This window comes from Plantibacter sp. VKM Ac-2876 (genome assembly GCF_015350715.1).
In the GTDB taxonomy this organism is placed as follows: Bacteria; Actinomycetota; Actinomycetes; order Actinomycetales; family Microbacteriaceae; genus Plantibacter; species Plantibacter auratus.
Genome location: NZ_JADKSI010000001.1, coordinates 480,143 through 494,711, shown reverse-complemented (window position 1 = coordinate 494,711; position 14,569 = coordinate 480,143). Strand labels below are relative to the sequence as shown.

Genomic DNA, 14,569 nt, shown 5'->3' with positions numbered 1-14,569 from the left:
GTTCGCACTGCGGTGACACCGCTCACAGGGCCCCACCGATCTTGGCGGAAGGTGGGGCCCTGCGCCGTGTCCGGGCTGAGATGCCCCGTGTCCGGGCCGCCCTGCGCCGTGTGTAGGCCGCTCAGCTCGGGATCGCAGCGGCGAAGCGCCACGGCTGGGAGCGGATCGTCGCGACCGCTCGCGTGATCGCGCCCAGGGCGACGACGTCCGCGCCGAGTCGCGAGGCCCGCACGATCGGCGTCGGGGCGTAGGTTCCCTCGTCGAGCCAGGTCTGAGCCGCGGCGATGACGGGGGAGGCGACGCGGGCCACGCCGCCTGCCACGACGACCTCGTCCACATCGAGCAGGCTGCCGAGCAGGACGCACACCCGCCCGAGACGCTCGCCGAGGCGTTCGACGAGCCTGCCGGCGTAGGCGTCGCCCGAGGCGGCGGCGTCGATGATGCGGCCGACGTCGAGCGTGCCGATCGGCATCCGGGCGAGCGGGGAGGCCGCCGGCACCGCGCCGGATCGCTGGTCCTCCTCCAGCCACGACCGTGCCGCACCGTCGAGGCCCTCCGGTGAACCGACGCCCTCGACCATCCCGAGCACCCGGAGTTCGCCCGCACCGCCGGCCCCGCCGTGCAGCAGCACACCGTCGACGATGAGTCCCGCGCCGAAGCTCGCCTCGGCCAGGAGGACGGCGATGGACTCGCGCGCCACCTCCCCGAGGGCGCGTTCGGCGGTGGCCGCGAGGTTGGCGTCGTTCTCGAGCACGACGTCGCCCCAGGGGCCGAGGCGGCTCGCGAAGTCGGGGTTCATCCGGGCCCAGTAGTCGTGATCGCCGCGCGGGGAGCGGCCGTGCGCGTCCACCGGAGCCGGGACGCCGACGGCGGTCACGAGCACCTGTCCTGGGGTCGCGCCGGCCTGCGCGGTCGCCTCCTCGACGACGGTCCGTGCGGTCGCGAGGCGGAGGTCTGGGTCCTCGTCCCCACCCACGATGGGGCGTTCGGCCCGGCCGACGACCTCGCCACGGAGCGTCGCGACGAGTGCCGCGACCCGGTGCTGGCCCACGTCGAGTCCGACGACGAACGCGATGTCAGCGGCGAGTTCGTAGCGCCTGGCGGGTCGTCCTCGCCGGTAGTCGCCGGCGGCCCGGGCGTCGTCGAGCTCACGGATCCAGCCGCGGTCGGCGAGGGCGTCGCAGGCGTTCAGCACGGTGGCGCGGGTCAGGCCGGTCCCGTCCATGACGTCGCTCGCCGTGAACGCACCGTGGTCGAAGGCGTAGGCGGCGACAAGTTCGACGCTCGCCCTGCCCGTCTCGATCCCCGGTTCCGCCATGGGGTGACTGTAGCAGGGTTGCATTACTAGATATGGCCGCTATATTTAGTGGCGAAGGTCGACCACCGCCGGTCACGACAGTGCTCGGCTCCGCACCCCGAAAGGAACCGTCCGAGCATGAGCACCAGTACCGCCCCGACATCATCAGACGCTTCGGACCTCCGGGTCGGCGTCATCGGCCTCGGCTTCGCCGGGACCACGCACCTGGACGCCTTCACCGCGCTCCCCGGTGCCACCGTCGTCGCCCTGTCCGGCCAGGAACCGGCGCGCCTCGCCGAGCTGGCTGAGAGCCGCGGGGTCCCCGAGACCTACGCCGACTGGGAGGACCTCGTCGCTCGGGACGACCTCGACATCGTCTCGATCGGCGTGCCGAACGCCCTGCACCACCCGATCGCCGTGGCCGCGCTCCGCAGCGGCAAGCACGTCTTCTGCGAGAAGCCACTCGCCACGACCGCCGACCTCGCGGCCGAGATGGTGGAGGCGGCGACCGCCGCCGACCGCGTCCTCGAGGTCGCCTACAACCACCGCCGTCGTGCCGACGTCGCCTACCTCGCGCGCTACCTCGCCGAAGAGCCGATCGGTCGCGTCTACCACTCGCGTGCCTCCTGGCTGCGTCGCCAGGGTGTGCCCGGCATCGACTCCTGGTTCACGAACAAGGCTGCGGCCGGTGGCGGGCCGCTCATCGACCTCGGCTCCCACGTGCTCGACATCGCGCTGTCGCTCCTCGGCGAACCGCGCGTGACGCACGTCTCGGCCGTCGCGTACAACGAGCTCGGCCGCGCCGGTCGCGGTGGCTCCTCCGGCGGCGGTCCGGTCTCGAGCCGGTCCACCCACGCCTTCGACGTCGAGGACTTCGCGTCCGCGCTCCTGCGGTTCGAGGACGGCGGCAGCCTGCACCTCGAGGCGTCGTGGGCGTCCTACTCGAAGGCGCACGAGGACATCTCGGTCGAGCTCCTCGGCTCGGAGGGCGGCGTCCGCCTCCACGTCGACAACTACAACACCGAGGGCACGGTCACGATCTACCGCGACGTCGCCGGTGCACCGACGATCGAGCGACCCGCCGTGCAGGTCCCGGCCGGTCACCACCAGTCGGTCATCGCCGAGTTCCTCGACACCATCCGCGCGGGCGAGACCGCCGGCGGTGAACTCCGGTTCGCCGGTCACCACGGCGAGTACGCACTGCACCGCAGCCGCGTCATCGACGCCGCCTATGCCTCGGCCGCTGCCGGGCACGAACTGGAGGTCCCCGCATGAGCACCACGACACCGATCCGCATCCGCGTCTGGAACGAGTTCGTCCACGAGTCCCGCGGTGACGCCGTGGTGCTCGGGCACTACCCCGACGGCATCCATGCCGTGATCGCGGCGGGCCTCGAGGAGTCGCTCGGCGACGCCGTGTCCGTCTCGACCGCGACCCTCCAGGATCCCGAGCACGGTCTCACCGAGGAGGTCCTCGCGAACACCGACGTCCTCTTCTGGTGGGGGCACATCGCCCACGACCAGGTCTCCGACGAGGTCGTGGAGCGGGTCGTCCGGCACGTCCACGCCGGCATGGGCATCGTCGTGCTGCACTCCGGTCACTACTCGCGGGTCTTCCAGCGCCTCATGGGGACGAGCTGCGCGCTCAAGTGGCGCAACGACGGCGAGCGCGAACTCGTCTGGACGGTGCTCCCGGACCACCCGATCGCGCAGGGCGTCCCGCACCCCATCGTCATCGACCGCCAGGAGATGTACGGGGAGCACTTCGACATCCCGCGCCCCGACGAGGAGGTGTTCCTCTCCACCTTCGCCGGCGGCGAGGTCTTCCGGTCCGGCGTCGCCTACCACCGGGGACGCGGGCGCGTGTTCTACTTCTCACCCGGCGACCAGGAATACCCGGTCTACCACCACCCCGACATCCGCCGAGTGCTGGCGAACGCGGCCGAGTGGGCGCGCCCGACGATCGAGCGCACGCCGCCGACCGCGGATCAGCACCCGAGGGACTGGTTCCTGAACGCGCAGGGGTAGTCTGCCCGCAGATCATCTGGAGGGACGACATGCCTGACGAACAGAACCCGTCACTGAAGGACCCCGAGCTCTACGAGAAGCTCCGCGACGACGGCGCGTCGAAGGGCAAGGCCGCTCGGATCTCGAACGCCGCGGCGAAGCAGGGACGCTCGACGATCGGGGAGAAGGGCGGCGAGGCCGGGTCCTACGAGGACTGGACCGTCGCGCGGCTCCGGGATCGCGCGAAGGAGATCGGCCTGACCGGCTACTCCGACAAGCGGAAGAGCGAACTCATCACGATGCTCCGGGACAGCTGAGCAGGCGGCGCCGCCGCCCGGGCTACTTCGCCTGGGCGGTCGCGTCGTCGCCGGTCGTCGCGTGCACGACGACCTCTCCGGTGTTCGCCTCGTGCATGAAGCCTTCGAGCAGAGCGCGGTCCATCTCGCCGACCTCGTCGGTGTCGAAGGAGAACTGCAGGGCGATCGCCGGGTGCAGCCAGAGCGTCGTGCGTCCGTCGGTGGTCGTGTCCTGTCGGACCGTGAGCGCGAACGACTCGTTCCGTCGCAGCTTCATGAGCGCGATCGTCTTGACGTGGGCGAGCGTGCGGTCGTCGAGCCGCACACGCGCGTCGCCAGTGCCGTACACCAGTTGTCCCATGGGAATCCTCGACTTCCGACCCCGGAGATGGCCGTCGACGCCAGCGGCCGACAGCTGTGCGCATCCCGACGGGGTCCGGGTCGATGAAGCGCTCTCTCAGGATACGAGACATTCGGGGAGCTCGCCCGATTATCCACAATGCGGTGACCGATCGCCGACGCGCACGCGCATTGTCCGCTGCCCGGGCCGTCCGCGCAATGGCCCCGACGACCCGATCATGCCGCGCTAGCGTGGCATGCCTGAGAAGGGAGCTGACGATGGGATTCCTCCGCCTCGGTGCGCTCCGATCGCAGGTCGACGATCAGACGCTCGCCCAACTGGAACGCGTGATCCTCACACGGATGCAAGGCGAGCGTTCGTTCCGACTGCAGCTCCACCGCGGGCGCTTCCAATCGTCGGAGCCGGTCACCGTGTCGCCCGAGCAGCCGATCATCTTCGCGTTCGACGCCGAGTTCGAGCCACCGATCGACGAGCGCATGGCCGCCGAGATGCTCGAGGAGATCGAGATCACCGGCGGATTGCACGTCGTCGTCGCCTGATCAGCATCAGATCAACACCAGCACCACACCGAGACCACCACCACAGGAAGCAGGAGCGACATGAGTGACTTCACCGGAGCAGACGCATTGGGTACCGACCCGGACATGGTCGCGGGCACCCCGCCCACCGAGATCCCGGACGAGTCGACGGACGAGGACACGGCGGACGAGCCGGACGTGCTCGAGCAGCCGGACACGGACGCTCGCTGAGTCCATCGCACGCGGAAGCGCCGCCGACCCTCGGGTCGGCGGCGCTTCGTCGTGCAGCGGGCGGGGCTCAGCCCTGCTCGGTGTCCTCGGGATCCGCGCCCGGGCGCACCGCCGCGTCGTCGCGGATGTCGATGCGGGTGACGCCGTCGCCCTGGTCGGTGACGTCGATGCGGGGAGCCGCGTCGGCTTCGGTCGCGTTCGGGGCGGTCGTCAGCTGGTCGTGCCGGTTCTCGTCGTGCGTGTTGGGAGTCTGGTCGCTGTCGGTCATGCCCAGACGATAGCGCACGGGCAGCCGGTGCCTCCCGGTATACCCTCCGGGTTGCGGATGCAAGGTCTGACGGCCCGACCGCTTCGGTTCCCAGAATGGTCGTATGAGGAAGTTGCACTACGCCGGCGGGTACCTGCTGATGGCCGACCAGACCTGCAAGGCGCTGCTCCGGTATGCGCGGGCTCTCGCCCAGACCGGCGAGTCCGACATCGCGGTGGTGCCGACCATCTCCGACGGCGGCAGCCTCGGGTACGCCCACCTCCTCGTCGGACCCGCGAGCCAGCTGTTCTCGACGCCCGTGGAGAACGCCTCGAAGGAGCCCTTCGACGAGGAGATCATCGCCGAGCTCGAACGGCGGACCGCGGCGCTCCAGCCGGCCCGGCCGGAGTGGGAGACCGAACTCACCGACGTGGACGATCTGGAGTTCGACGAACGCTCGATGTGAGTGCAGATCAGGCTGCGATCACGACCGCGAGGTGCGCGCGACCGTGAGGCTCAGGTGCGCGGACCCGGCTCCGGCACGAGGACGAGACCCTGGTTCGAGTCGGCGCTGACCGCGAGCGCATCGAGCCAGGCACGATTGAGTTCGACCGGGACGCTGCCCGCGTACTTGAACCGGAGGGACATCGACGGATGCAGCCAGATCGTGGTCCGGCCGTCGCCCGACCGAGGGTCGTCCTTCCACCCGAAGTAGAACGCCTCGCCGCGGCGGAGTTTCGCGCCGATGACCTGTTGCAGGTGGGCGAGGACGCGATCGTCGAACGTCACCGACACGTCTGCGTCGTAGATCATCTTGCCCATGGGTTCTCCTGCTCCGTTCTCCGGTTTCCACCGTAATCCCGGTCCTGCGGAAGCGCCACGCTGCCCAAGGGGGTTGCGAACCGGTGCGGGCGTTCCGACCAGGACCGGTCGGTGGATCGGGTCTCCGGACCCGACGCGCCGAAGCGGCACCGGCGCGATGCCGGTGCCGCTTCGCGGTCATGCGCGATCGCTCAGACGCTGATCGGCAGTGCCTCCGCGATCGAGGTGCGGTGCAGGACGTCCCAACGGCTGGTGTAGCTGCGCTCGGGGAGTGAGCGGAGCGCCTCGACCAGGTGGGTCGGGAGCAGGTCGCGGCGGGCCTCACGCGTCAGGTCGCTGGGGCGGCAGGGGTACTCCATGCCACGTAGGAATTCGTCGAGCTCGGTGAACACGAGCATCTCCTCTCTGGGCGCGTCGTGGCACCCGATGTCAGGCGGGCCGGCTGCGTCGACCGGTCGTCAGACCGCCGTGCCCTCCTTCGAGTGTCCATCCCGTCCGGCCGCTCGGCGCGCTCTTGTCTTTCCATCGTCGAGCTGCTACGCGGCCGGAGTGAGGTGCATCGTCAGAGCTCGAGGCGCCGCTCCACGATGTCGCGGGCGACGTCGGCCAGGGCACGACGTCCGCCGCGAGCGTGCTTCCTGATGCGCTCGAAGGCCTCTTCGACCGAGATCGCGGCGGTGTAGGCGACGACGCCCTTCGCCTGCTCGATGACGACCCTGGACTGCAGCGCGGACTCCAGCTGTTCGCGGGTCGCGTCACTCTCACGGAGGGTGCGCTCGTGCAGGATGCCGATGGTCGCGACGTCGGCCATCGCCTGTGCGGCCTGCGACTCGAACCGGTCGAGGGCTTCCGGTGTCGTGCGGAACAGGTTGAGGGTGCCGATGGTCGTCCGGCGGAGCCGCAGCGGGAAGGCATGAGCCGACCGGAACCCAGCGGTCGCCGCGACCTCGGCGAATCTCGGCCAGTCTGCTGCGACCGCGGCGATCTCCGGGATCGACACCGGCATGGCCCCGCGGAAGCTGTCGATGCAGGGGCCCTCGTCCGCGCTCAGCTGGATGAGTTCGACGAGCTTCCCGGACTCGCTGGTCGACGTGATCAGTTCGAGGTCACCGTGCGGGTCCGCCAGGAGGATGCCCGAGGCCTGGACGTCGAGGAGGTCGACGGTGGCGTCGACCAGGGCCTGGAGCAGGTCGACGACGTCGTAGTCGTCCACCAGGGTGTCGGCGAGCGTCGCGAACACGTCGAGCAGGGCGGTCGAGTGACGGAGCTCGGAACCGGTCCCGTCGTCGCCGCGCGCGCTCATCGCTCGTCTTCGATCGTGTCGTCGCGCAGCACGTAGCCGGTGCGACGTTCGAGGATGTCCTCGGCGACGTCCGACATCGAGCGGTTCTGGGCGAAGGCCTGAGCCTGGATCAGCAGGTGGGCGTCGTCGGGCGTGAGGCCGAGTTGCGCGATCACGAACCCGGTCGCCTGATGGATCCGGCGTCGGGCGTGGGGCTTCAGCTGCGTCGTGTCGGGGAGGCTCGCGAGTTCGAGGGTGCGTCGGAGCACGTACCGGCTGAGCGGGCGGGTGAGGGACATCATGTCCTCGACCGCCTGGGTGTCCAGCGTGCGCTCCTCGGCGTCGTACAGCTCGACCGCGCCCACCTGGAGTGGCCCGACGCGGAGCGGGAAGGCGAAGATGGAGCCGACCGCGTGGTCGCGGATCGCCTCGGTGAACGACGGCCAGGAGTCGTAGCCGTTCCGCTTGACGGCCTCCTCGAGCACCGGGCGGCCGCTGCCGACGGCGTCCCAGCACGGGCCTTCGGAGAGGTCGAACTGGAGTTCGTCGATCAACGCGATCTGCTCGTCGCTCGCGGCGATCGTCTCGGGGCTCAGGGTGTCGCCGAGTGTCGCGATCGAGACGCCGCTGAGGGGCATGAGCCGCAGGATCGGTTCCACCAGCTGGTCGTCCTCGTCGACCCGGTCGAGTGCGCTGTACACGATGGCGAAGGTGTCGCTCATGTCTGCATTCCTTCCGGGCTCAAGGGTGGTCTCCGCTCATCGTACGGCTATCCCGCAATGATCGCCGGGCGATGATCCGTCCTGGCTGGGAAAGCAAGGGGCCGCCCTGGCGGCGTGGATTCGCCTAACGTGGCGTCATGCCTCTGACGACGACAACCCCACCGCGCCCCTCCGCCAACCGGTCCGCAGCAACCGATCGGTCGGCACGATGAGCCGCGGGGTCGCCGTCGTCACCGGCGGAACCGCGGGGCTCGGTCGCGCGACCGTCCGTGAGCTCGCCGCCCGTGGCTGGGACGTCGCTGTCCTGGCCCGCGGTGAGGACGGACTCGCCGCCACCGTTGCCGAGGTCGAACAGGCCGGGCGTCGCGGGCTGGGCGTCCCGACGGACGTCGCCGACCGGGAGGCCGTCGAGCAGGCGGCGGACCGGGTCGAGGCGGAACTCGGACCGATCGAACTCTGGGTGAACTGCGCCATGGTCGGCGTCTTCGGGGACTTCCTCACGACCGAACCGGCGGACTTCGAGCGCGCTGTAGCCGTCAACTTCTTCGGCTTCGTCAACGGCACCAGGGCCGCCCTCTCGCGCATGGTCCCGCGTGACCGTGGGCACGTGATCCAGGTCGGATCCGCCCTCGCCCACCGCGGCATCCCGCTGCAGGCCGCCTACTGCGGGTCGAAGTTCGGCGCTCGCGGGTTCACAGAGTCGGTGACCGCCGAACTGCTCCACGACGGCAGCAACGTCAAGCTCTCGACCGTGGACATGCCGGCGCTCAACACCATCCAGTTCAGCTGGGTGAAGTCGCAGCTGCCCGAGCACCCGCAGCCGGTGCCGCCGATCTACCAACCCGAGGTCGGCGCGACCGCCATCGCCGACGTCGCGGACCGGCCGCGGCGACGCACCTGGGTGGGGGAGTCCACCGTCGGCACGATCCTCGGAGACCGCTTCGCCGGCGGATTCCTCGACTGGTTCCTCGCCAGGACCGGATACTCCGGACAGCTCGCGCCGGACAAGCACGACCCGCGCATGCCCGACAACGTCTACACGCCCGCCCCCGGCGACCACGGCGCTCGCGGCGTGTTCAGCGACAAGGCCCACTCGTGGAGCCCGCAGACCTGGGCGATCCGCCACCGGCGGGCCGTGTACGCGACCGCCGCCGGCACCCTCGCAGCGGGTGTCGCCCTGGTGGCCGGCGCGGCGAAGCGGCGCTGAGCACGATGGCGCGGCGCGAGCAGTTCGACGCGGTGGTCGTCGGCGCGGGCCCCAACGGGCTCGCGGCCGCGGTGACCCTTGCCAGGGCCGGCCTGCACGTGCAGGTGGTCGAGCGGGGCGACACGATCGGTGGTGGTGCCAGGACCGCCGAGCTGACGCTGCCCGGCTTCCACCACGACATCTGCTCCGCGGTCCACCCGATGGCGCTCGCCTCCGGGTTCTTCCGGTCCTTCGGCCTCGAGCGCCGCATCGACCTCGTCGTTCCGGAGATCTCCTACGCCCACCCGCTCGACGGTGGACGGGCCGGGATCGCCTACCGCGACATCGACCGCACCGCCGACGCCCTCGGACGTGACGGCGCGGCCTGGCGCTCGCTCATGGGTCCGCTCGCCGCCGACGCCGACCGCGTCTCGCAGTTCACCGGCGGCAAGCTCCTGCAGGTGCCGCGCCACCCGGTCACGGTCGCACGCTTCGGCCTCCGCGCCCTCGAGCAGGGGAGCCCGGCCTGGAACCTCCGGTTCCGCGAGGAGACGGCCCCGGCCATGCTCAGCGGTGTCGCCGCCCACTCCATCCGGCCGATGCCGAGCCTGTCCACCTCGGCCGCCGCCCTGTCGCTCGGCGCGTATGCGCACGCCCGCGGTTGGCCCATCCCCGTCGGCGGCAGCCAGGCGATCGTCGACGCGCTCGCGGCCGACCTGCTGGCCCACGGCGGTGAGATCGTCACCGGAACCGAGGTGCGATCCATGGACGAGCTGCCGTCCGCCCGCGCCGTCCTGTTCGACACGACGCCGAAGGCGCTCGCCGAGATCGCGGGCAGCCGACTGCCCGACGCGTACCTCCGTCGTCTCTCCCGGTTCCGGTACGGGGACGGCGTGGCCAAGGTCGACTTCGCGCTCTCGGGTCCCGTCCCGTGGACGAACCCGGAACTGGCCCGGGCCGGCACGCTCCATCTCGGTGGTACCCGCCCGGAGATCGCCGCCGCCGAGCGCGACGTCGCCCGTGGTCGGCACAGCGAGTCGCCCTACGTCCTCGTCTCGCAGCCCGACGTCGGCGACCCGGGACGGGCGCCCGGGGACGCCCAGGTCCTCTGGGCGTACACGCACGTGCCGAGCGGGTCCGGTCTCGACCAGACCGAGGCGATCATCCGGCAGATCGAGCGCTTCGCCCCCGGGTTCCGCGACGTGATCCTGACGTCGGCGTCGATGACCGCCCGTGACATGGCGCGGTACAACCCGAACTACGTCCTCGGCGACATCGCCGCAGGTGCCGCGAGCTTCGCGCAGCTCGTCGCGCGTCCCGTGCTCTCGAACGACCCGTGGCGGACGCCGACGCCGGGGATCTTCCTCTGCTCCTCGTCGACCCCGCCCGGCCCGGGCGTCCATGGTCTCGCCGGCTGGCACGCCGCCCGCAGCGCCCTCCGCTCGGTCTTCGGCCGCGATCGCATGCCGTCACTCGCGCCCGATCGACCGCGTCCGACCTCCTGACCTCGTCCCTGCTCCAGCGAAAGGAACACCACCGTGTCCCACACCACTCGGATCCTCGACTGCCCGCCCGACCGTGTCTTCGCCGTCCTCGCCGACGGCTGGCTCTTCCCTGCGTGGGTGGTCGGCGCGTCCCGCATGCGCGACGTCGGTGACCGGTGGCCGCACGTGGGCGGGAAGCTGCACCACTCCTTCGGTGTGTGGCCGGCGGTGCTGAACGACGAGACGACCGTGCTCCAGTGGGACGCGCCGCACCGGTTCGTCATCCAGCCGAAGGGGTGGCCGCTCGGAGAGGCCCGCGTGGCGGTCGAGGTGGAACCGCATGAGCGTGGCTGCCTCGTCCACCTGCATGAGCACGCGGTGGCTGGACCGGGCGCGCTCATCCCCGTCTGGATCCTCGACATCGGGCTGCACATCCGCAACATCGAGACCCTGCGCCGACTCGCCCACCTCGCTGAGGGCGGCGCCGGCGGCACCCACCTGGTGGAGGCGGCCGAACCGACCGCAGACGATCGGAAGCGCGCCGAGTTCCCGAAGCGGTCGTTGTTCGCGCGGGTGGCGTCGGTCCTCGTCGTCGCCGTGCCGGTGGTCGCGGTGGCGCGCAAGCTCGCCCGTCACTGACGTCGACCCGACGCCGACGCACAACCGCGCCGGGATAGCAAGCACGGGGCGGGGTTCCACAGCTGCCGTACCGTTGCGCGGATGACCTCGACCGACACCACCAGGGCTGATCCTCCGTCCACGCTCAAACGCGACATCTCCGGCAAGATGCTCTACCTGTTCATCCTCGGGGACGTGCTGGGCGCGGGCATCTACGCCCTGATCGGCCAGATCGCCGGGGAGGTCGGCGGGGTCACCTGGGTCCCGATGATCGTCGCGCTGCTGCTCGCGCTGCTCACCGCCGCGTCCTACGCGGAGCTCGTGACGAAGTACCCGAAGGCGGGTGGTTCGGCCGTGTTCGCCGAGCGCGCCTACAAGCGGCCGATCGTCTCGTTCCTCGTCGGCTACTGCATGCTCGCGGCGGGCGTCGTGAGTGCGTCCGGGCTGGCGCTGGCCTTCGCCGGTGACTACCTCGCGACCTTCATCGACCTGCCGCCGGTCCTCGGCGCCGTGCTGTTCCTCCTGGTGATCGCGCTGATCAACGCCCGCGGCATCAAGGAGTCCGTCCGGGCGAACCTCGTCATGACGATGATCGAGACCACCGGCCTCGTCCTCGTCGTGGTGGCGGTCGCGATGATGCTCGGCGGAGGCCGGGGCGACCTCGGTCGTGCGACGCAGTTCGCTGAGGGTGGCAGCCCCGTCATCGCCGTCTTCGGTGCGGCTCTGCTCGCCTACTACTCCTTCGTCGGGTTCGAGACGAGTGCGAACGTCATCGAAGAGGTCAAGGATCCGTCGCGGGTCTACCCGAAGGCGCTCTTCGGTGCCCTCGCGACCGCCGGAGTGCTGTACGTCCTCGTCGGCACCGCGGCCTCGATCGCCGTGCCCTCCGACGAGCTCGGCGAATCGACCGGTCCGCTGCTGACCGTGATCCAGGCGACCGGCGTCGGCATCCCCGCGTGGTTGTTCAGCATCATCGCGCTCGTGGCGGTCGCGAACGGTGCGCTGCTCACGATGATCATGTCGAGCCGCCTCGCCTACGGCATGGGCTCGCAGGGGCTGCTGCCGAGCGTCTTCACGAAGGTGTTGCCGAAGCGCGGTACGCCGTGGGTCGCGATCATCGTGACCACGGGTGTCGCGATGGTCCTCACGGCCACCGGCAGCATCGCGACGCTCGCCGAGACGGTCGTGCTACTCCTGCTCATCGTCTTCCTCAGCACGAACATCGCGGTGCTCGTCCTGCGGCGCGAGCGCGTCGAGCATGCCCACTTCCGTGCGTGGACGGTCCTGCCGGTCCTCGCGGTCCTGTCCTGCATCGTCCTCCTCACGCAGCAGAGCGCCGAGGTCTGGTTGCGTGGCGGCATCATCGTCGCGGTCGGCGTCGTGCTCTACGCGATCACGCGTGTGGTCCGGCGCCGGAAGGGGTGACACGCGCGGCGCCGATCGATGACCGGAGCCGTCGATGTGACCCTGACAATGGACTGATGTCCGACACCTGCACCTTCTGCCGCATCCTGCGTGACGAGCCCGACGACATCACCTGGGTGGAGCGCGAGGACGAGGCGGTCGCCTTCCGGCCGTTGCCCGAGTCGGAGCTCGCGCCCGGACACACCCTGGTCGTGCCGCGGGCGCACAGCGTCGGCCTGCTCGACGCCGATCCGCGAGCCCTACAGGCGACGACCGCCCTCGCTCAGCGGGTGGGACGCGCGATGCGGGCGGCGCTCGGGGCGACCGGCGTCGTCGTGCTGAGTGCGTCCGGTGCCGACGCCGGGCAGAGCGTCCCCCACCTCCATCTCCACGTCGTCCCGTGCTGGGATGACGACGGGGTCACGTTCTGGCCCGAGGGCCGCTCGAAGCACCGGGTCGACGGCGACCCGCACGCGCTCCTCGCGGAGATGTTCGAGTAGCCGGAGATCACTGCTCCTTGAGTTGACCTCAAGACCGATTGAGGTTCTACGGTTGAAGCATGACCATTCCCACCACGCCGTCCGCTGATCCCGATGCCCTCGCCCGCGCCGCGACCGTCGACGGGTTCAAGACGGCGTTCCGTGACCACCCGGCGGGCGTCGCGCTGATCAGTGCCTCGACCGATCGGGGAGACGTCGGGCTGACGGCGTCATCGGTCGCGTCGGTGGCCGTCGACCCGCCGATGCTGTCCTTCTCGGTCACGCGGGCCACGGGGTCCGCGGGCGGACTGCTCAGTGCGGGAACGGTCGTCGTCCACCTCCTGGCGGATCACCACCTGGAGGTCGCGAAGGCGTTCGCCAAGACGGGGGAGCCGCGCTTCACCCCGGAACAGCACTGGGAGCGACTCGCGACCGGCGAGCCCTACCTGCCGAGTGCCCGTGCGGCACTGCGCTGCCGGATCGTGCAGACGGTCCCGGCCGGCAGCTCGATGCTCGTCATCGCCGAGGTGCTGGAGGTCATCCCGCCCGGCACGGACGCGCCGGCGCTCGTCTACCAGAACCGCAACTTCCACCGCCTGGAGTCCGACCCGCTCGGTTGATCAGGCGAGGAGCGCGATCGGGCCGATGTCAGCGATCGCCTCGATGACCCGCTCGGGGTGCTCGGCGATCCGGTTGAGGACGTAGAGCCACCACTCGGGTCCGTAGACGAGGTACTCGCGCGTCGTGAACCCGCGGCGGCGGAGGTCGTCGAGCAGTTCGGTGCCGAGTCCCTGCAGCATCTCGAACTCCACGTGCGGCTGACGGAGGTCGTCGCCGAGCGCGCCCTCGAGTGCGGCGACGAGGTTCGCGTCGTGGGTGGCGACGTTGACGCGGTGACCCGACCCCACGAGTCGCGTGACCATGCTGATGTAGGCGGCGGTCATCGGCGCCGAGTCGCGGGGGTGGGCCACCTCGGTCGATTCGAGGAAGGCGCCCTTGACGACGCGGATCGGCCCGGGCCGATGCAGCACGCGGTCGAGGTCCGCGGAGGTACGGTGCAGTCTCGCCTGCAGGGTGATGCCGGTCTCCGGGAACCGGTCGGCGATCTGCTCGTAGATCGACAACACGAGGTCCGTGCGGTCGGAACCCTCGGCGGAGATCATGAGCGAGGTCCCGGCGTCCCGGGCCGCCTGTGCGAGCGCCAGGCCGTTGCGCAGGCCGAGCTCGGGGGAGACGACGGAACCGATGTGGGAGAGGTCGAGCGAGATCGTCGCGGTCTGGTCGGATTCGCTGATCCGGCGGGCGAGGTCGATGAACTCCGCGGTCTGTTCGTCGGCGACACGTGCGTCGCGGACGGACTCGCCGACGAGCTCGATGCTCCAGCGGTGTCCACGATCGGCGTTCGCTTCGAGGAGCCGCAACGCCGACGCCGCGTCCTCGCCGGCGATGTATCGCAGGGCGGCCCGCTTGGCCACGGCGGCGGCCTCCGGGTGGGCGAGGACTCGCGCTTTGAGGTCCTCGTCGAGGGCCCAGGCTCGCAGGGTGTCGGCGGCGCGCGACAGCGTCTCGTCGTTCATCAGCATGCTTCGACCCTATCCAGTCCCGGGTGACGGTCC

Annotated in this window: 20 protein-coding genes; 12 read left to right on the top strand and 8 right to left on the bottom strand. The window is 70.5% G+C overall.

The features are described 5' to 3' along the window. Positions 1-121: 121 nt before the first annotated feature. Positions 122-1,318, bottom strand: coding sequence for an ROK family transcriptional regulator (locus ITJ62_RS02360; protein ID WP_194599526.1), 1,197 nt, complete (start codon positions 1,316-1,318; stop codon positions 122-124). A gap of 117 nt (positions 1,319-1,435) precedes the next feature. On the opposite strand from ITJ62_RS02360, the gene ITJ62_RS02355 reads away from it, so the two are divergent. Genes ITJ62_RS02355 through ITJ62_RS02345 form a run of 3 tightly spaced genes read left to right on the top strand, consistent with a single transcriptional unit; the run spans position 1,436 to position 3,620 of the window. After that, positions 1,436-2,572 carry a Gfo/Idh/MocA family protein gene (locus tag ITJ62_RS02355; protein ID WP_085512072.1) on the top strand — a complete coding sequence of 379 codons (1,137 nt, stop codon included), beginning with the start codon at positions 1,436-1,438 and terminating at the stop codon, positions 2,570-2,572. Then, complete coding sequence (locus ITJ62_RS02350; RefSeq protein ID WP_194599525.1) at positions 2,569-3,324, top strand: ThuA domain-containing protein; 756 nt, start codon at positions 2,569-2,571, stop codon at positions 3,322-3,324. The genes ITJ62_RS02355 and ITJ62_RS02350 overlap by 4 nt, the downstream gene beginning before the upstream one ends. Positions 3,325-3,353: 29 nt before the next feature. Then, positions 3,354-3,620, top strand: coding sequence for a Rho termination factor N-terminal domain-containing protein (locus ITJ62_RS02345; RefSeq protein WP_194599524.1), 267 nt, complete (start codon positions 3,354-3,356; stop codon positions 3,618-3,620). A 22-nt stretch (positions 3,621-3,642) separates the two neighbouring features. Here ITJ62_RS02345 and ITJ62_RS02340 read toward each other — a convergent pair whose 3' ends face one another. Continuing rightward, positions 3,643-3,960, bottom strand: coding sequence for a hypothetical protein (locus ITJ62_RS02340; RefSeq protein ID WP_194599523.1), 318 nt, complete (start codon positions 3,958-3,960; stop codon positions 3,643-3,645). Positions 3,961-4,217: 257 nt separating this feature from the next. On the opposite strand from ITJ62_RS02340, the gene ITJ62_RS02335 reads away from it, so the two are divergent. Together ITJ62_RS02335 and ITJ62_RS02330 are read left to right on the top strand one after the other, a co-directional pair. After that, positions 4,218-4,499, top strand: a complete 282-nt coding sequence (locus tag ITJ62_RS02335; protein WP_194599522.1) for a hypothetical protein — start codon at positions 4,218-4,220, stop codon at positions 4,497-4,499. A gap of 60 nt (positions 4,500-4,559) precedes the next feature. Continuing rightward, positions 4,560-4,709 (top strand): hypothetical protein, encoded by a 150-nt coding sequence (locus ITJ62_RS02330; RefSeq protein WP_194599521.1) that lies wholly within the window; start codon positions 4,560-4,562, stop codon positions 4,707-4,709. Positions 4,710-4,776: 67 nt separating this feature from the next. Here ITJ62_RS02330 and ITJ62_RS02325 read toward each other — a convergent pair whose 3' ends face one another. Beyond that, positions 4,777-4,977: a hypothetical protein gene (locus ITJ62_RS02325; protein ID WP_085512068.1), complete on the bottom strand. Its 201-nt coding sequence runs from the start codon at positions 4,975-4,977 to the stop codon at positions 4,777-4,779. A 103-nt stretch (positions 4,978-5,080) separates the two neighbouring features. Here ITJ62_RS02325 and ITJ62_RS02320 point away from each other — a divergent pair, with 103 nt between their 5' ends. Continuing rightward, positions 5,081-5,422, top strand: a complete 342-nt coding sequence (locus ITJ62_RS02320; protein WP_194599520.1) for a hypothetical protein — start codon at positions 5,081-5,083, stop codon at positions 5,420-5,422. 50 nt (positions 5,423-5,472) lie between these two features. On the opposite strand, the gene ITJ62_RS02315 is transcribed toward ITJ62_RS02320, so the two are convergent. The 4 genes from ITJ62_RS02315 to ITJ62_RS02300 form a co-directional block, all read right to left on the bottom strand. Next, positions 5,473-5,778 carry an ATP-dependent DNA ligase gene (locus ITJ62_RS02315; RefSeq protein WP_194599519.1) on the bottom strand — a complete coding sequence of 102 codons (306 nt, stop codon included), beginning with the start codon at positions 5,776-5,778 and terminating at the stop codon, positions 5,473-5,475. A 191-nt stretch (positions 5,779-5,969) separates the two neighbouring features. Further along, positions 5,970-6,170 carry a DUF2795 domain-containing protein gene (locus ITJ62_RS02310; RefSeq protein ID WP_158596586.1) on the bottom strand — a complete coding sequence of 67 codons (201 nt, stop codon included), beginning with the start codon at positions 6,168-6,170 and terminating at the stop codon, positions 5,970-5,972. A 170-nt stretch (positions 6,171-6,340) separates the two neighbouring features. Continuing rightward, positions 6,341-7,081, bottom strand: a complete 741-nt coding sequence (locus tag ITJ62_RS02305) for a GAF and ANTAR domain-containing protein (protein WP_194599518.1) — start codon at positions 7,079-7,081, stop codon at positions 6,341-6,343. Continuing rightward, entirely contained in the window at positions 7,078-7,782 is a 705-nt protein-coding gene (locus ITJ62_RS02300; protein WP_194599517.1) for a GAF and ANTAR domain-containing protein, read from the bottom strand. The genes ITJ62_RS02305 and ITJ62_RS02300 overlap by 4 nt, the downstream gene beginning before the upstream one ends. Positions 7,783-7,990: 208 nt before the next feature. Here ITJ62_RS02300 and ITJ62_RS02295 point away from each other — a divergent pair, with 208 nt between their 5' ends. The 6 genes from ITJ62_RS02295 (at position 7,991) to ITJ62_RS02270 (ending at position 13,573) form a co-directional block, all read left to right on the top strand. After that, positions 7,991-8,989, top strand: a complete 999-nt coding sequence (locus ITJ62_RS02295) for an SDR family oxidoreductase (RefSeq protein WP_194599516.1) — start codon at positions 7,991-7,993, stop codon at positions 8,987-8,989. 5 nt (positions 8,990-8,994) lie between these two features. Further along, positions 8,995-10,473 carry an NAD(P)/FAD-dependent oxidoreductase gene (locus ITJ62_RS02290; protein WP_194599515.1) on the top strand — a complete coding sequence of 493 codons (1,479 nt, stop codon included), beginning with the start codon at positions 8,995-8,997 and terminating at the stop codon, positions 10,471-10,473. Between the two features lie 33 nt (positions 10,474-10,506). After that, on the top strand, positions 10,507-11,091 hold the full coding sequence (locus ITJ62_RS02285) for an SRPBCC family protein (RefSeq protein WP_194599514.1): 585 nt from the start codon (positions 10,507-10,509) through the stop codon (positions 11,089-11,091). Between the two features lie 81 nt (positions 11,092-11,172). Continuing rightward, complete coding sequence (locus ITJ62_RS02280) at positions 11,173-12,495, top strand: APC family permease (protein WP_194599513.1); 1,323 nt, start codon at positions 11,173-11,175, stop codon at positions 12,493-12,495. A gap of 56 nt (positions 12,496-12,551) precedes the next feature. Then, positions 12,552-12,974, top strand: coding sequence for an HIT family protein (locus ITJ62_RS02275; RefSeq protein ID WP_194599512.1), 423 nt, complete (start codon positions 12,552-12,554; stop codon positions 12,972-12,974). A gap of 59 nt (positions 12,975-13,033) precedes the next feature. Next, entirely contained in the window at positions 13,034-13,573 is a 540-nt protein-coding gene (locus tag ITJ62_RS02270) for a flavin reductase family protein (protein ID WP_082916284.1), read from the top strand. Here ITJ62_RS02270 and ITJ62_RS02265 read toward each other — a convergent pair whose 3' ends face one another. Continuing rightward, complete coding sequence (locus ITJ62_RS02265; protein ID WP_228497776.1) at positions 13,574-14,536, bottom strand: proline dehydrogenase family protein; 963 nt, start codon at positions 14,534-14,536, stop codon at positions 13,574-13,576. It abuts the gene before it with no gap. Positions 14,537-14,569: the final 33 nt, after the last annotated feature.

Excerpts from the sequence above, each read along its gene's own strand:
- ITJ62_RS02265 (WP_228497776.1), bottom strand. The coding sequence starts at position 14,536 with ATGCTGATGAACGACGAGACGCTGTCGCGCGCCGCCGACACCCTGCGA.
- ITJ62_RS02300 (WP_194599517.1), bottom strand. The coding sequence starts at position 7,782 with ATGAGCGACACCTTCGCCATCGTGTACAGCGCACTCGACCGGGTCGAC.
- ITJ62_RS02340 (WP_194599523.1), bottom strand. The coding sequence starts at position 3,960 with ATGGGACAACTGGTGTACGGCACTGGCGACGCGCGTGTGCGGCTCGAC.
- ITJ62_RS02290 (WP_194599515.1), top strand. The coding sequence starts at position 8,995 with ATGGCGCGGCGCGAGCAGTTCGACGCGGTGGTCGTCGGCGCGGGCCCC.
- ITJ62_RS02280 (WP_194599513.1), top strand. The coding sequence starts at position 11,173 with ATGACCTCGACCGACACCACCAGGGCTGATCCTCCGTCCACGCTCAAA.
- ITJ62_RS02355 (WP_085512072.1), top strand. The coding sequence starts at position 1,436 with ATGAGCACCAGTACCGCCCCGACATCATCAGACGCTTCGGACCTCCGG.
- ITJ62_RS02325 (WP_085512068.1), bottom strand. The coding sequence starts at position 4,977 with ATGACCGACAGCGACCAGACTCCCAACACGCACGACGAGAACCGGCAC.
- ITJ62_RS02345 (WP_194599524.1), top strand. The coding sequence starts at position 3,354 with ATGCCTGACGAACAGAACCCGTCACTGAAGGACCCCGAGCTCTACGAG.
- ITJ62_RS02320 (WP_194599520.1), top strand. The coding sequence starts at position 5,081 with ATGAGGAAGTTGCACTACGCCGGCGGGTACCTGCTGATGGCCGACCAG.
- ITJ62_RS02330 (WP_194599521.1), top strand. The coding sequence starts at position 4,560 with ATGAGTGACTTCACCGGAGCAGACGCATTGGGTACCGACCCGGACATG.
- ITJ62_RS02360 (WP_194599526.1), bottom strand. The coding sequence starts at position 1,318 with ATGGCGGAACCGGGGATCGAGACGGGCAGGGCGAGCGTCGAACTTGTC.
- ITJ62_RS02275 (WP_194599512.1), top strand. The coding sequence starts at position 12,552 with ATGTCCGACACCTGCACCTTCTGCCGCATCCTGCGTGACGAGCCCGAC.
- ITJ62_RS02305 (WP_194599518.1), bottom strand. The coding sequence starts at position 7,081 with ATGAGCGCGCGCGGCGACGACGGGACCGGTTCCGAGCTCCGTCACTCG.
- ITJ62_RS02350 (WP_194599525.1), top strand. The coding sequence starts at position 2,569 with ATGAGCACCACGACACCGATCCGCATCCGCGTCTGGAACGAGTTCGTC.
- ITJ62_RS02270 (WP_082916284.1), top strand. The coding sequence starts at position 13,034 with ATGACCATTCCCACCACGCCGTCCGCTGATCCCGATGCCCTCGCCCGC.
- ITJ62_RS02295 (WP_194599516.1), top strand. The coding sequence starts at position 7,991 with ATGAGCCGCGGGGTCGCCGTCGTCACCGGCGGAACCGCGGGGCTCGGT.
- ITJ62_RS02315 (WP_194599519.1), bottom strand. The coding sequence starts at position 5,778 with ATGGGCAAGATGATCTACGACGCAGACGTGTCGGTGACGTTCGACGAT.
- ITJ62_RS02335 (WP_194599522.1), top strand. The coding sequence starts at position 4,218 with ATGGGATTCCTCCGCCTCGGTGCGCTCCGATCGCAGGTCGACGATCAG.